The sequence below is a fragment of the Sphingobium estronivorans genome (genome assembly GCF_008692605.1).
Taxonomy (GTDB): Bacteria; Pseudomonadota; Alphaproteobacteria; order Sphingomonadales; family Sphingomonadaceae; genus Sphingobium; species Sphingobium estronivorans.
The window spans coordinates 101408-116842 of record NZ_LFCT01000016.1 but is presented as its reverse complement, the minus strand read 5'-3'; the positions used below and the strand labels follow the sequence as shown (position 1 = coordinate 116842).

Sequence of the window (15435 nt, the reverse complement as noted above, 5' to 3'; positions counted from 1 at the left end):
GCCGGCGAGTCCCTATATGCTCGGGCATGAGCGAGGAAAGTCAGAACAACCCCAACAGCAACAGCTATGGCGCCGACAGCATCAAGGTCCTGAAAGGGCTGGATGCCGTACGCAAACGGCCCGGCATGTATATCGGCGACACCGATGACGGCTCGGGCCTGCACCATATGGTGTTCGAGGTCAGCGACAACGCCATTGACGAGGCGCTGGCTGGGCATTGCGACCGCATCCTCATCACCCTCAACCCCGACGGATCGGTGAGCGTCGAGGATAATGGCCGCGGTATCCCCACCGACATCCACAAGGAAGAAGGCGTGTCGGCGGCCGAGGTCATCATGACCCAGCTCCATGCCGGGGGCAAGTTCGAGAATACCAGCGACGACAACGCCTATAAGGTGTCGGGCGGCCTGCACGGCGTGGGCGTGTCGGTGGTGAACGCGCTCAGCGAATTTCTGGACCTCAATATCTGGCGGGATGGCAAGGAGCATTATATGCGCTTTGCCTATGGCGATGCCGTGGCCCCGCTGAAGGTCATCGGCGATGCGCCCGCGGGCAAGAAGGGCACGCGCGTCACCTTCCTCCCCTCGACCGAGAAGGTGCCCGGCGACGGCGGCACCTTCAAGAACCATACCGAGTTCGATTTCGAGAAGCTGGAGCATCGCTATCGCGAACTGGCCTTCCTCAATTCGGGCGTGCGGCTGTTCCTGGCCGATGCGCGACATGAGGAAAAGAAGGAAGTCGAGCTGTTCTACGAGGGTGGCATCGCGGCCTTTGTGAAATATCTCGACCGCAACAAGCAGCCGCTGATGCCCGACCCCATCGCGATTTCGGGCAGCCGCGACGATGTGACCATCGACGTCGCGCTGGAGTGGAACGACAGCTATTATGAAAACGTCCTCTGTTTCACGAACAACATCCCGCAGCGGGATGGCGGTACCCATCTGGCGGCGTTCCGCGCGGCGCTGACCCGCACGCTCAACAATTATGCCGACAAGTCGGGGATGCTGAAGAAGGAGAAAGTCTCCCTCACCGGCGAAGATATGCGTGAGGGGCTGACCGCCATCGTGTCGGTGAAACTGCCCGATCCCAAATTCTCGTCGCAGACCAAGGACAAGCTGGTCTCCTCCGAAGTCCGCCAGCCGCTGGAAAGCCTGATGGCCGACAAGATGGCGGAATGGCTGGAGGAGAATCCTCAGCACGGCAAGATGATCGTGCAGAAGGTGATCGACGCCGCCGCTGCCCGCGAGGCCGCGAAGAAGGCGCGTGAACTGACCCGGCGCAAGGGGGTGATGGACATCGCCTCGCTGCCCGGTAAGCTGGCCGACTGTCAGGAACGCGACCCGGCCAAGTCCGAACTCTTCCTGGTCGAGGGTGACTCGGCAGGCGGGTCGGCCAAGCAGGGCCGCAACCGGCACAATCAGGCGATCCTGCCGCTCAAGGGCAAGATATTGAACGTCGAGCGCGCCCGCTTCGACCGGATGCTGTCATCCAAGGAGGTCGGCACGCTGATCCAGGCCATGGGCACCGGCATTCGCGACGATTTCAATCTGGAAAAGCTGCGCTACCACAAGATCGTCATCATGACCGACGCCGACGTCGACGGCGCGCATATCCGCACGCTGCTGCTGACCTTCTTCTACCGCCAGATGCCGCAGATCATTGAGGCGGGGCATCTCTATATCGCCCAGCCGCCGCTCTACAAGGCGACGCGGGGCCGGTCCGAAGTCTATCTCAAGAACGAGGCGGCGCTGGAACAGTATCTGGTCGACAATGGCGTCGATTCGATGGCGCTGGAAACCACCGGCGGCATGCGCTCGGGCGACGATCTGCGCTCGCTGATCGAGCATGGGCGGCGGATGCGCGCGGTGATGCGCTATGTGCCGCGCCGCTACAATCCCGCGATCATCGAGGCGCTGGCGATCAACGGCGCGCTCGACCCCGAACTCAGCCATGCGGCACAGGGCGAACGGTTGGCGGGCACCGTCCGCTGGATGGACGCGCAGGATGACGAGGGCAAATGGAGCGGCCGGATCGCCGAGGAAGGCGGCTTCCACTTTGAGCGGCTGTGGCGCGGCGTCACCGATCACCACATGATCGAGGCGGGCTTCATCGGATCCGCCGAGGCGCGCAAGCTGCACACCATCGCCGCCGAGGAAGCGGACAGCTATCGCACGTCCAGCCGTCTGGTCACGGCCAAGGCGGCGGCCGCCGCCGAGGAAGCCGGCGACGACGATCTGCCGGTGGCGACGAAGGGCGCTGTCACCGTCACCCGCCCAAGCGAGCTGCTGGAGGCGATTCTCGCGTCCGGGCGCAAGGGGCTGGCGATCCAGCGCTATAAAGGTCTGGGCGAGATGAATGCGGAACAGCTCTGGGAAACCACGCTGGACCCGGACAATCGTTCGATGCTGCGGGTCGAGGTCGAACAGGCGGACGTCGCCGACGAGATTTTCACCCGCCTGATGGGCGATGTGGTCGAACCGCGGCGCGAGTTCATCCAGGACAATGCGCTGAACGTCGCCAATCTGGACGTCTGATCCGATGGAGCGGGTCCGTTGCGGCTGGGCCGGCACCGACCCGCTCTATTGCGCCTATCACGACAGCGAATGGGGCGTGCCGGAGCGCGATTCGCGGATGCTCTGGGAAACGCTGATGCTGGAAGGCTTCCAGGCGGGCCTCAGCTGGATCACCATCCTGCGCAAGCGCGAGACGTTCCGCGCCGCCTTTGCCGGTTTCGATCCCGACAAGGTCGCTGCCTTTGGCGCCGTCGATGTCGAACGGCTGATGGGCGACCCCGGCATCATCCGCGCCCGGGCAAAGATCGAGGCGACGATTGGCGGCGCACGGATCTTCTGCGCCATGCGCGACCGTGGGGAGGATTTCTCGGCCATGGTCTGGCGCTTTGTCGATGGCACACCGATCCAGAATGACGGCCTGACCTTTCCGGCAAAGACCGTCCTGTCGGAAGCGATCTCCAAGGACCTCAAGAAACGCGGCTTCAAATTTGTGGGACCCACCATCGTCTATGCCTGGATGCAGGCTGTGGGGATGGTGAACGATCATGCCATCTCCTGCTTTCGGCGGGATCAGGTCATGGCGGCGTGAGACGGCTCTCGCCCTTCGCTCTCATCCTGATGATGACGGGCTGCGGCAGCGGCGAGAAGGATGTGCCCGTCAGCAATGCCGCGCGGCGCCAGGCCTCCGTGCCGATCATCCTTCCGAACCAAAGCGTGAAACAGAATACCGAGAATGTTTCGGAAGCGGTTCCCCGTGAAACAGCGGCACCCCATTCCGCCCCCTCCCCCGCTCCGGAACGGCCCGCGCAGGGTCGCTACCGGGCGATCGGGACCGAACCCTTCTGGGCCGTGACGGTGAAGGGATCGACCGCCACGCTGGAGCGCCCGGATAAAGCCCCTGTCCGCTTCGCCGTCTCGCGCTATAATGACGGGCGGACGATCCGCTATCTGGGCGGGGGTTTTTCCATGACGCTGAGCGAAGGACCGTGCAGCGACGGCATGAGCGATGCCATCTGGTCCGACCGGGTCGCGATAGCCTTTGGCGAAGGAACGCTGGATGGATGCGGCGGCGCGCGGGACGATCAGGATGCAGGCGCTCCCTGATCGCGCCTAATCCGTGCGCATGGCCTCCGCCACCAGCGCTTCGGCCTCCATCAATAGGGCATCTTCCGCCGCATGCTGGGCGACCTGCTCGCGACCGATGAGGATCAACACCGGCACGGCGAGCGGGCTGACCCGATCCAGCGCGATATGCAGCATAGTGGCCGAGGCGCGGTCGATCAGATCGCCCAGACGCCCCACATCGGTCATGCGCGCACGGGCATCGGCCCAGGCAGCCTTCAGCAGCAGATGGTCGGGCTGATATTTGCGCAGCACATCGTAGATGAGGTCCGTGGAGAAAGTGACCTGCCGCCCGGTCTTGCGCTTGCCGGGGTGTTGGCGCTCGATCAGGCCGGAAATCACCGCCACGTCGCGAAAGGCGCGCTTGAGCAGGCTTGATTGTTCGACCCATTCGACGAATTCATGATCCAGAATGTCGGCGGAAAAGAGGCTGGCGGGATCGGTGACGGGCTTCAGGCCATAGACGGCGAGCGCATAGTCGTTGGAGACGAACCCCATTGGCATAAGCCCCTGTGCGTCCATGCGGCGGGTAAGCAGCATGCCTAGCGACTGGTGCGCGTTCCAGCCTTCGAAACTGTAACAGACGAGATAATGGCGCCCTTCATGCGGGAAGGTTTCGATGAGAAGCTGCCCCGGTTCGGGCAGGGCCGAGCGATATTTCTGGACCTCCAGCCATTCGCGGACATCCTGCGGGAAGCGGGACCATTGGTCCGGCTCCGCGAGGAAATGACGCACCCGGTCGGCAAGGCGGGTGGACATCGCCATGCGGGTGCCGCCCCAGGTCGGGATGCGGGCGCTTTTCGAGGTCGCGCGGACGATGAGATCCGTGGTGTCCATCCGCACCACCTCCAGCGCAGTGCCGGAGAAGAAGAAGCAGTCGCCGGGACTGAGGGTGGCGGCGAACCCCTCCTCCACCGTGCCGAGCTTGCGGCCATTGGCGAAGCGGACAGCGAGCGCGGGCTGGTCGACGATGATTCCGGCGTTGAGGCGATGTTGCTGGATGAAGCGCGGATGGGAAACCCGCCATGTTCCGTCCGCATCATGGGTCAGGCGCTTGAAGCGGTCATAGGCGCGCAGGGCATAGCCGCCGCCCTCGATGAAATGGAGGACATGGGCGAAACCCTCCTCCGTGAGCGCGCTATAGGGGGTGGCGGATCGGATTTCAGCCAGCAATTCCTGTTCGCGAAAGGGCGCGGCGCAGGCGAGGCCCATCACATGCTGGGCCAGCACGTCAAGGCTGCCGGGACGGAAATCGTCGGCGTCGCGCTCGCCTGACTCCACCGCGTCAAGGGCGGCACGGGCTTCGAGATATTCAAAGCGGTTGCCGGGGATGAGGATCGCCTCGCTCGGCGTGTCCAGCCGGTGATTGGCGCGGCCGATGCGCTGGAGCAGGCGGGAACTCCCCTTGGGCGCGCCCATCTGAATCACGCAATCGACATTGCCCCAATCGACGCCGAGGTCGAGGCTGGCGGTGGCGACAAGGGCGCGGAGCTTGCCCGCCGCCATCGCCGCTTCGACCTTGCGCCGGGCCTCGATGGAGAGGCTGCCATGGTGGATGGCGATGGGAAGATTGGCGTCATTGGCCGACCAGAGTTCCTGGAAGATGAGTTCAGCAAGGCCGCGCGTGTTGCAGAAGACCAGCGTGGTGGCGCGGCGTTCGATCTCCGCCATCACCTGGCTCGCGGCATATTTGCCCGAGTGGCCGGACCAGGGGACGCGGCCTTCGGGGATGAGGATGGCGACATGGGGATCGGCGCCCGGCTCGCCGATGACCGGAGTGACGGCGTTGATGTCGCCGTCCGGGGCGAGCCAGGCGCGATAGGCATCGACATCGGCCACTGTCGCGGAGAGCGCCACGCGCCGGAGGGTGGGGTTGATCGCCTGAAGACGAGAGAGGGAGAGGTTGAGCAGGTCCCCGCGCTTTTGCGTGGCGAAGGCGTGGACTTCATCGACGATCACGGTCTGGAGGTTCGCGAACATCAGGAAGCTGTCGGGATAGCTCAACAGCAGCGAGAGGGATTCGGGCGTGGTCAGCAGAATTTGCGGCGGGCGCGCGCGCTGGCGGGCCTTCCTGTCCGATGGCGTGTCCCCGCTGCGGGTTTCGACGCGAATCGGAAGGTCCATCTCCTCGATCGGCGTCAGGAGGTTCCGGCGGACATCGACGGCGAGCGCCTTCAGCGGCGAGACGTAGAGGGTGTGGAGTCCCTCGGTCGGGCTTTCGATGAGGTCGGTGAGAGTCGGCAGGAAGCCGGCGAGCGTCTTGCCCGCGCCGGTCGGGGCGACGAGCAGCGCATGATCGCCGCAGCGGGCGGCCGCCAGCATGTCGAGTTGGTGGCGGCGGGGTGTCCAGCCGCGGGAGATGAACCATTGCTCCAGCGGTTGGGGTAGGCGTGGGGTCATAGGGCTGATGTAGGAAGAAGGGAGGGGCTTCGACAAGTTCAGCCTCAATGGTAATTTTCAGCCACGAGCGCGGAATAAAATTACGCGCCACCTCTGGCCCCCTCCCCCCTAAAGGCGTTACACTCCTGCCATCAGAGCGGCGCAACAGATGCCGCAGACATGCAGGAGAATATCATGACCGGCGAAACCGAAGCCGACCTGACGGGCGTGAAACCGACGCGCAACCGCCGCCGCCCCAAGCAGTCGATCATGGAGATTGAGGGCCGCAAGCTGAAGCCCGCGACGCTGATGATGGGGCATGGCTATGATCCTACCCTGTCCGAAGGCTCGCTGAAGCCGCCGATCTTTCTCACCTCCACCTTCGCCTTCGAGAGCGCGGCCGCCGGCAAACGGCACTTTGAGGGGGTTACCGGGATTCGCCCCGGCGGCGCGGAGGGGCTGGTCTATTCCCGCTTCAACGGCCCGAATCAGGAGATTGCCGAGGACCGGCTGACGGTGTGGGAAGAAGCGGAGGATGCCCTGCTCTTTTCCAGCGGCATGTCGGCGATTGCCACCACCCTGCTCGCTCTGGTGCAGCCGGGCGACGTAATCGTGCATTCAGCGCCCCTTTATGCCGCAACCGAAGCGCTGATCGGGCGTATCCTGGGCAAGTTCGGGGTGCAGTGGCTGGATTTCCCGGCAGGCGCGACCGAGGAGGAAATCGGCGCCGTGATCGAAAAAGCCAAGGGGCTGGGCCGCGTGGCGATGATCTACCTCGAAAGCCCGGCCAATCCGACCAATGTTCTGGTCGATCTGGAGGCGGTAGTTGCGCGGCGCGACTTTTTGTTCGCAGGCGAAGAATATCGGCCGCCCGTCGCCATCGACAATACCTTTCTGGGGCCGCTCTGGCATCATCCGCTGCGCCACGGGGCGGATCTGGTGATCTACAGCCTCACCAAATATGCGGGCGGGCATAGCGATCTGGTCGCGGGCGGCGTGTTGGGACCCAATGGGCTCATCAACACGATCCGGCTGATGCGCAACACCATCGGGACGATTCTCGATCCCCATTCGGCCTGGATGCTGCTGCGGTCGCTGGAGACGCTGGAACTGCGGATGAGCCGGGCAGGCGAGAATGCGGCCAAGGTCTGCACCTGGCTGAAGGATCAGCCGCAGGTGGAGAAAGTCGTCTATCTCGGCTTCCCGGAGACGGAGCGGCAGGCGGATATCTACAGGCGCCATTGCACCGGGGCGGGATCGACCTTCTCGCTTTATCTCAGGGGCGGCGAGGCGGAGGCCTTCGCCTTTCTCGACGCGCTGAAGATCGCGAAGCTCGCGGTCAGTCTGGGCGGGACCGAGACGCTGGCGAGCCATCCAGCGGCGATGACCCATTTGTCGGTCCCCGCCGAGCGCAAGAAGGCGCTGGCGATCGGCGACAATATGGTGCGCATCTCCATCGGGTGCGAGGATGCGGACGATCTGATCGCCGACTTCGCGCAGGCGTTGCGGGCGGTGGGATGAGCGCGGATCGCCCGCTGATCCTCGTGGCGCAGCCGCATCTGGCGCCGTTGCTGGGCCTGCTCTCCCCTTATTATGACGTCATGGCCTTGTGGGAGGAGAGCGGCAGGGCGCGGCTGACGGAGGCCGAGGCGCTGGTGACGGCGGGCGAGTTCCGGCTCGACCCGGAGATGCTGGAACGAATGACGGCGCTGCGGCTGATCGCCTGCTTTACCGTGGGTTATGACGGGGTGGACCTCGACTGGGCGCGGGCGCGCGACGTCGCCGTCACCCATGCGGGCGACGCCAATGCGGAGGATGTGGCCGATCATGCCCTCGGCCTCATCCTCGCGCATCGGCGGCAGATCGTCGCCGGCGACCGGCAGATACGCGAGAATGGCTGGACGGCGGACGCGAAGATGCTCACCCGATCCATGGCCGGCGCGCGGATCGGGATTGTCGGCATGGGAAGCATCGGCATCGCCCTAGCCGAACGCGCCGAAGCGCTGCGGATGCGGGTCGGCTGGTGGGGTCCCCGGGCAAAGCCGGACCTGCGCTGGCCCCGTGCCGATGGCCTGGAAGCGCTGGCGCGAGACAGTGACGTCATGGTGGCGGCGGCCAGGGCGACCGAGGAGAATCGGGGAATGATCTCCCGCGCCGTCATGGACGCGCTCGGATCTCAAGGGCTGTTGGTGAATGTCGCGCGGGGGCAGCTGGTGGATGAGGATGCGCTGATCGCGGCACTGAGGGAGGGCCGGCTGGGCGGCGCGGCGCTCGACGTGTTCGAAACCGAACCTACGCCAGCGGCGCGTTGGGCCGATGTGCCCCATATCGTGCTGACCCCGCACAGCGGCGGCGCGACGCAGGAGGCGGTGGCGAAGATGGCGCAGATGCTGCTCGCCAACCTCGCCGCGCATTTTGCAGGGAAGCCGCTGGTTTCGCCGGTGAGCTAATTCCAGTCCACCCGCATCCAGCCCCGCGCCGCCGCCAGCTTCGCCAGCGGCTTGTGCGGGTTGGAGGCGAAGGGCATGTCCGCGAACTCCAGCATCGGCGCGTCCGACACATGATCCGAATAGGCGCGGATGGTCGCCTGACGACGGTCGATCGCCTCGCCCGCCATCCACGCCTTGATCATGCGCAACTTGCCCGTGTCATAGCAATTCTCGCCCGCAATCTTCGCCCGGACATAGCGCAGATCCTGCGACAGATGATCGGTCGCGATCACCGCATCGAAACCCAGCCGGCGGGCAATCGGTTCGACATAGAGGCGGTAGGAGGCGGTGGCGAGGACCAGCCTGTAGCCATCCGCCTTGTCCTGCGCGATCTGCGCCAGCGCGCCCTTGCGGACATTCTGCGCCACCACCTTTTCCGCATAGCTTTCGACATGCGGCATCAGCTTCGCGCGCTCGACATTGGCGCCGATCATCAGCGCCTGATTCAGTTCCTTCAGCCGCTGCCGGCTGATCAGCTTCAGCACATAGGCCAGCATCAGCAGGATCACACCGGGCAACAGCGCCAGACGCCAAGGCGCCAGGCGTTTCGCGACGTGAATCAGAAAGCCGGTATAGGTGCCGGTGAAAGTCACCGTGCGGTCCATGTCGTAGATTGCGAGCCTGTGCGTCATGCCGTGTCCGAAACTTTTTGGGGGGTCCCTTCGTTTGATCGTGCGGATGGGCCGTTTCGGCTTGCCGTGCAACCGATAATGGACCACACCTCCGCCTCGATGAACAAAGCCGCTGATCTTGCAGAAGAAGTCCGCGACGGCGGAACAGTCATCCGGCTTTCAGGCAATCTGTCCATTGCCTGCCTTCGCGACCTGCCCGACCGGCTCGACGCGATTAGCGGCCCCGTCGATACGCTCGACCTGTCCGATGTGGAGTATATGGACACGATCGGCGCCTGGGTGCTGCATCGCACGATCAAGCGGTTGGGCTGCAAGGTCATAGGCGACAAATGCGATGCCGAACGGCTGATCGCGGCGGTCGGCCGGCTCGATGAGCCGGTCAATATCCGCCCCGACTATGCGCCGCCATGGAAGCGCGTGGTCGGCCAGATTGGCGAGGCGGTTATCAATTCGGGCACCACCCTGCTCGGCCTGCTCGGTTTCTTCGGCGGCACGCTGGTCGCGGCGTGGAATGTCATCCGCCATCCTGGCCGTTTCCGGATCAATGCCGTGGTGCAGCGGTTCGAGGTCGTGGGCGTATCGGCGCTCGGCATCATCGGCCTGATGAGCTTCCTGATCGGCATCGTCATCGCTCAGCAGGGATCGGTGCAGTTGCGCCAGTTCGGCATGGAGATGCTGACGATCAACCTGGTCGGCCGCCTGACCTTCCGCGAACTCGGCGTGCTGATGACCGCGATCATGGTCGCGGGCCGATCCGGCTCCGCCTTCGCGGCGCAATTGGGGACGATGAAGCTGACCGAAGAGGTCGATGCCATGCGCACCATCGGCGTGTCGCCGATGGAGGCGCTGGTGCTGCCGCGCACGCTGGCGGTGGTGGTGATGATGCCGCTGCTCGGTTTCTATTCCTCCATCGTCGCGATTGTCGGCGGCGGCTTTCTGTGCGCTGTATCGCTCGACATTCCACCGATCACCTTTATCCAGCGACTGCGCGAGGTCGTGCCGATCCACGATCTCTGGGTGGGCCTCATCAAAGCGCCTGTCTTCGGCGTCATCATCGCGCTTGCCGGCTGTTTCCAGGGCATGCAGGTGGAGGGCAATGCCGAGGAAGTCGGCCTGCGCACCACCGCCGCCGTGGTGCAGGCGATCTTCCTGGTGATCGTGATCGACGCCTTTTTCGCGGTCTTCTTCACCTGGGTGGGCTGGAACTGATGGCGCCCGAGGAACAGATCGCAGCCGAGGAAAGCCGGGTCGAAAAAGCGGTCGAGAATGGCGACATCGCCATTTCGGTTCGGAACCTTCGGAACAGCTTCGGCGATCAGGTCGTGCATGAGGGGCTCAACCTCGACGTGCGCAAGGGCGAGATATTGGGCGTGGTCGGCGGATCGGGCACCGGCAAGTCGGTGTTGATGCGCTCGATCATCGGCCTCCAAACCCCCGATGAGGGCGAAATCCACGTCTTCGGCGAATCGATGATCGGGCGGCTGGACGACGAAGCGCTGGCGATCCGCAAGCGCTGGGGCGTCTTGTTTCAGGGCGGCGCGCTGTTCTCGACCCTGACGGTGGCCGAGAATGTCGAGGTGCCGATCCGCGAATATTATCCCAATATCGGGCCGGTACTGCGCGACGAGATCGCCGCCTACAAAATCCGCATGACCGGCCTGCCTGCCGAAGCCGGCCCCAAATATCCCGCCGAACTGTCGGGCGGCATGAAAAAGCGCGCGGGGCTGGCGCGGGCGCTGGCGCTCGACCCCGACCTGCTGTTCCTGGATGAACCGACGGCCGGTCTCGACCCCATCGGCGCGGCGGCGTTCGACGACCAGACGCGCAAATTGCAGCAGACTTTGGGGTTGACGGTGTTCCTGATCACCCACGATCTCGACACGCTTTATTCGATCTGCGACCGGGTGGCGGTGCTGGCCGACAAGAAGGTGACGGCGGTCGGCACCATCGATGAGCTGCTGGCGACCGACCACCCCTGGATCCAGGAATATTTCAACGGCCCGCGCGGGCGCGCCGCGACGGCGGCGATGGCCCGCGAACAGGACAAGAGGCGATAGACTATGGAAACCCGCTCCAACCATGTGCTGGTGGGCACGGTCACGCTGCTGTTGCTGGCGGCGATCATGATCGCGGCTTTCTGGTTCTCGCGCCTCTCCCAGGGCGACAATATGGAATATGACATCTTCTTCAAACAGTCGGTCAACGGCCTCGCCAAGGGATCGAGCGTCAATTATTCGGGCGTTCCTTCCGGTCAGGTCGAGAAGATCGAATTGTGGAAGCGCGATCCGAGTTTCGTGAAGGTGCGCATTTCCGTGAAGGAAGGCACGCCCGTCCTGCAAGGCACCACAGCGACCATTTCGGGCGTTGGCTTTACCGGCGTGTCGGAAATCGTGCTGGACGGTGCGGTCAAGGGCGCGCCGCCCATTGTCTGCCCCGCGGAGAACACTCTGGCCGCCTGCCCCGATGGCGTGCCGGTGATCCCGACCAAGCCCGGCGCTCTGGGCGAACTGCTCAACAACGCGCCGCAATTGCTGGAACGGCTGTCGACGCTGACCGAGCGACTGACGGAATTGCTCAACGACAAGAATCAGCAATCCATTGCCGGCATCCTGGCGAATCTCGAGCGGGTGTCGGGGTCCCTGGCCGACCGCAGCCCGGAAATCGCGGCGACCCTGGCCGAAGCGCGCGTCGCCGTGCAGCGCACCGGTATCGCCGCCGAACAGATCGGCAAGCTCGCCGCAACAACCGATTCGATGCTGACCGATGAGGGCAAGCCGCTGCTGGCCGATCTGCGCAAAAGCGTACAGTCCGCAACACACAGCATCGACACGCTCGACAAGACGATTGCGGAGGCGCAGCCGGGCGTCCACGCCTTCAGCAACCAGACCATGCCGGAGGTCAATCAGCTCGTCCGCGACCTGAGGGAAATGTCGCGTTCCTTCCGTGGCGTAGCGGAAAAACTCGATCAGCAGGGCGCGGGTTCGATCGTCGGGTCGCCCCAATTGCCCGACTATAAGCGATAAGAGGGACAGTGATGATGTTTCACAGGAAACTGGGCCTGATGCCCGCCGCCCTTGGCGCGCTGATGCTGGCGGGCTGCGTGTCTTTCGGAGGCAAGCCGCCGGAGCGGCTGTTGTCGCTCAACGCCGCGCAAAAGGTCGCGCCGGGCACCCAGCGCAATGCCACCGCCGGCACGGCGATCACCGTCGCTGATCCCGACGCCCCGAGAATGCTCGATACCGTGCGGGTGCCGGTCATCACCTCCCCCACTTCGGTCGCCTATGTGACCAAGGTGCAGTGGGCCGATACGCCGCGCCACCTGTTCCAGAAGCTGCTGGCCGAAACCATCGCCGCCACCAGCAACCGCATCGTGCTGGACCCGGGCCAATATTCCGCCGATGCCGGACAGCGGCTGATGGGCGAACTGGTCGATTTCGGCGTCGATGAAGCCAGCAACAGCGCGGTCGTGACCTATGATGCTACGCTCGCCGGACCGGGCGGCACGGCGATCGCCCGCCAGCGCTTCACCGCCAGCGCGCCGGTCGGCGGCAGGATCGACGGGAACAGCGTGGGCGCGCCGATCAACGCCGCGGCCAATAAGGTGGCGGCGGATGTCGCCGCCTGGCTGGCGGCTTCGGGACGGTAGGCCGCAGGTGTCATGCTCCTGCTTGGCAGGAGCATGATGCCGCTATTCCAGACTCTTGCTCACCTGTTCGGTGACGTCCTTCGACAGCCCCGCTTCCGCCAGTATACGTTGCAATTCCGCCCGCATCAGCGCCGCGCGCCCTTCATCGAAGCGCTTCCAGCGGCCCAGCGGCGGCACCAACCGGGCAGCCGTCTGCGGATTGAGCTTGTCGAGCGCGATGATGCAATCAGCAACCAGCCGATAACCCTTGCCCGACTTGTGGTGGAATGCCCACTGGTTGCCCGCAAAGGCGCCATAAAGCGACCGAACCCGATTGGGATTGGCGAGGGTGAAGTCTTTGTGCTGGCTCAATTCTTCGATCAGGTCGACCGTATCGGGATGGAAGGCGAAAGCCTGGGTCTGGAACCATTTGTCCAGCGTCAGCGCATCGTCGCGATAGCGGTTGTAGAAGATGTCGAGCCCCGCCTCTCGCTCGGCGCTGGTGCCATTGGCCAGCGTCGCAAGCGCGGCCTGTCGCTCGGTCATATTGTCGGCGTCGCTGAATTGGCCAAAGGCCACCGCCGGGCCATCCTGAGCCCCCGACGCCGCCAGATAGTGCAGCGCGGTGTTGCGCAGCTTGCGCGCCCCCTTGGCGGCGGAGGACAGCGCAAATGCATTGGCTTTGGTTTTGGCATGAATATCGCGCCAGAGCGGTTCCAATTCCGCGCCGATCCGCCGTTGCAGGGTATCGCGCGCGGCGTGGATCGCATCGGGATCGACCACCGCCATCTGATCGCCCAGATAGGCTTCGCTGGGCAAACGGATCGCCTCCGCAACGAAAGCGGGATCGAGCAGGGGATCGGTGATCGTGTCGCGGATCGCGGCAATCACCGCATCCTCATCGACAGGCTGTCCGCCGATACGGCCGACCAGCACATTCACCATCAGCTGCTGCATCGCCTCATAACGAGCGAAGGGATCTTCATCATGCGCCGAGAGAAAGGCCAGATCGTCCTGGCTGCGGTTGGTTTCGACAATGACGGGCGCCGAAAAGCCGCGATTGATCGACAATAGCGGCGCGTCCGGCCAATTGTCGAAGGTGAAGCTCTGCGTCGCCTCGGTCAGCATTAGCAGTTCATCGCCCCGGCTCTTGCCCGACGCGCGGTCGAACAAGGCTGTCCGCAGCGGAATTGCCATGGGCCGCTTTTCTGGCTGGCCCGGCGTCGGCGGAACGGCCTGTTCCAGATGGAGCGTCGCCGTCCGGCTCACCGGATCGTGGGTCAGCAACGCCCGGACCTGTGGCGTACCCGCCTGCTCATACCAGCGACGGAACTGGCCAAGGTCGATCTCCCCGCCCTCCTCCATGGCGCGGACGAAATCCTCGCATGTGGCGGCTTCGCCATCATGGCGGTCAAAATAGAGGTCCGTCCCGGCGCGGAAACGTTCAGGCCCCAGCATCAGCGCCATCATGCGGATGACCTCAGCGCCCTTATTGTAGATGGTGGCCGTGTAGAAGTTGCTGATTTCCATATAGGATTCAGGCCGGATCGGATGCGCGAGCGGACCGCTATCCTCCTGAAACTGGGCCGCGCGCAGGATGCGGACATCTTCGATCCGCTTGACCGCATGGCTGCCCATGTCGGCGGAGAAATTCTGGTCGCGGAAAACGGTGAAGCCTTCCTTGAGGCTCAGTTGGAACCAGTCACGGCAGGTGACGCGATTGCCGGACCAGTTATGGAAATATTCATGCGCCACCACGCCCTCGACTCCGTCATAATCGATGTCGGTCGCGGTCTCGGGATCGGCAAGAATATAGCGCGAATTGAAGATGTTGAGGCCCTTATTCTCCATCGCGCCAAAGTTGAAATCGGCGACGGCGACTATGTTGAACACATCCAGGTCATATTCGCGGCCGTAAACCCGCTCGTCCCAGGCCATGCTGTTCTTGAGGGCTTGCATGGCATGAGCGGTGCGGGGCAGATCCGCTTCCTTGACCCAGATACCGAGTTGTACTTCACGCGCACTGAGCGTCATGAATCGATCGGCATTGCAGGCCAAATCCCCTGCCACCAGCGCGAACAAATAGCAGGGCTTGGGGAAAGGATCGTTCCATTGCGCCCAATGCCGACCATGGGGCAGATCGCCCTGTTCGACCGGATCCCCATTGGCGAGAAGCACAGGATAAAGCGCCTTGTCCGCCGTCATGCGCACCGAATAACGCGACAGCACATCGGGCCGGTCCGGGAAAAAGGTGATGCGGCGAAAACCTTCCGCCTCGCATTGAGTGCAAAGCAAGCCATTACTGGCATAAAGCCCCATCAGCTTGCTGTTGCTCTGCGGTGCGATCTCCACCAGCGTTTCAATGCTATGAGCAGCAGCGGAAAGCGGGATGATGAGGATGCCCGCCTCCATCGTCCACTGCTCGGGCGCAAGCATGGTGCCATCCACTTTGACTTCAAGCGGCAGGAGTCCGTCGCCGTCCAGCTTGAGCGGCCGGTCATGCGCGCCATTCCGGGTAACGTAGAGGGTAGCGCGAACCCGCGTCGCCGCGGCGTCCAGATCGAAATCCAGCGCGACCTCGGGCACCAGCCAATCGGGCGCGCGATAATCCTGGCGGCGAATGACGGTCGGGGCGGCGGGGGAGGATGGGATGTCGGCCATGCCCGCAGCCTAAG

12 protein-coding genes are annotated in these 15435 nt (G+C 64.0%); 9 read left to right on the top strand and 3 right to left on the bottom strand.

Features of this window, described 5'->3' with window-relative positions:
- The first annotated feature begins 26 nt into the window (after window positions 1-26).
- Genes gyrB through F7P65_RS12510 form a run of 3 tightly spaced genes read left to right on the top strand, consistent with a single transcriptional unit; the run spans window position 27 to window position 3617 of the window.
- Entirely contained in the window at window positions 27-2534 is a 2508-nt protein-coding gene (gyrB, locus tag F7P65_RS12520) for a DNA topoisomerase (ATP-hydrolyzing) subunit B (RefSeq protein WP_150292155.1), read from the top strand.
- A 4-nt stretch (window positions 2535-2538) separates the two neighbouring features.
- Window positions 2539-3102 (top strand): DNA-3-methyladenine glycosylase I, encoded by a 564-nt coding sequence (locus tag F7P65_RS12515; RefSeq protein WP_150292153.1) that lies wholly within the window; start codon window positions 2539-2541, stop codon window positions 3100-3102.
- Between the two features lie 32 nt (window positions 3103-3134).
- Entirely contained in the window at window positions 3135-3617 is a 483-nt protein-coding gene (locus F7P65_RS12510; protein ID WP_150292196.1) for a membrane-like protein, read from the top strand.
- A 6-nt stretch (window positions 3618-3623) separates the two neighbouring features.
- Here the strand turns inward: F7P65_RS12510 and F7P65_RS12505 are convergent, their stop codons facing one another.
- Window positions 3624-6035 (bottom strand): ligase-associated DNA damage response DEXH box helicase, encoded by a 2412-nt coding sequence (locus F7P65_RS12505; protein ID WP_150292151.1) that lies wholly within the window; start codon window positions 6033-6035, stop codon window positions 3624-3626.
- Window positions 6036-6209: 174 nt separating this feature from the next.
- On the opposite strand from F7P65_RS12505, the gene F7P65_RS12500 reads away from it, so the two are divergent.
- On the top strand, window positions 6210-7535 hold the full coding sequence (locus tag F7P65_RS12500; protein ID WP_150292149.1) for a cystathionine gamma-synthase family protein: 1326 nt from the start codon (window positions 6210-6212) through the stop codon (window positions 7533-7535).
- Window positions 7532-8464 carry a 2-hydroxyacid dehydrogenase gene (locus tag F7P65_RS12495; RefSeq protein ID WP_150292146.1) on the top strand — a complete coding sequence of 311 codons (933 nt, stop codon included), beginning with the start codon at window positions 7532-7534 and terminating at the stop codon, window positions 8462-8464. Before F7P65_RS12500 ends, F7P65_RS12495 begins: the two co-directional genes overlap by 4 nt.
- Here the strand turns inward: F7P65_RS12495 and F7P65_RS12490 are convergent.
- Entirely contained in the window at window positions 8461-9135 is a 675-nt protein-coding gene (locus F7P65_RS12490; RefSeq protein WP_150292144.1) for an HAD family hydrolase, read from the bottom strand. The two genes, F7P65_RS12495 and F7P65_RS12490, sit on opposite strands and share 4 nt — an antisense overlap.
- Window positions 9136-9234: 99 nt before the next feature.
- On the opposite strand from F7P65_RS12490, the gene F7P65_RS12485 reads away from it, so the two are divergent.
- From F7P65_RS12485 to F7P65_RS12470, 4 genes are read left to right on the top strand one after another with little or no spacing between them, the layout of a single operon-like run.
- Window positions 9235-10344, top strand: coding sequence for an MlaE family lipid ABC transporter permease subunit (locus F7P65_RS12485; RefSeq protein WP_150292194.1), 1110 nt, complete (start codon window positions 9235-9237; stop codon window positions 10342-10344).
- Entirely contained in the window at window positions 10344-11192 is an 849-nt protein-coding gene (locus F7P65_RS12480) for an ABC transporter ATP-binding protein (RefSeq protein ID WP_150292142.1), read from the top strand. Before F7P65_RS12485 ends, F7P65_RS12480 begins: the two co-directional genes overlap by 1 nt.
- Window positions 11193-11195: 3 nt before the next feature.
- Window positions 11196-12158, top strand: a complete 963-nt coding sequence (locus F7P65_RS12475; RefSeq protein ID WP_150292140.1) for an MlaD family protein — start codon at window positions 11196-11198, stop codon at window positions 12156-12158.
- Between the two features lie 14 nt (window positions 12159-12172).
- Window positions 12173-12781 (top strand): ABC-type transport auxiliary lipoprotein family protein, encoded by a 609-nt coding sequence (locus F7P65_RS12470; protein WP_162854605.1) that lies wholly within the window; start codon window positions 12173-12175, stop codon window positions 12779-12781.
- A gap of 42 nt (window positions 12782-12823) precedes the next feature.
- Here F7P65_RS12470 and pepN read toward each other — a convergent pair whose 3' ends face one another.
- Window positions 12824-15421, bottom strand: a complete 2598-nt coding sequence (pepN, locus tag F7P65_RS12465; protein ID WP_150292136.1) for an aminopeptidase N — start codon at window positions 15419-15421, stop codon at window positions 12824-12826.
- Window positions 15422-15435 lie beyond the last annotated feature (14 nt).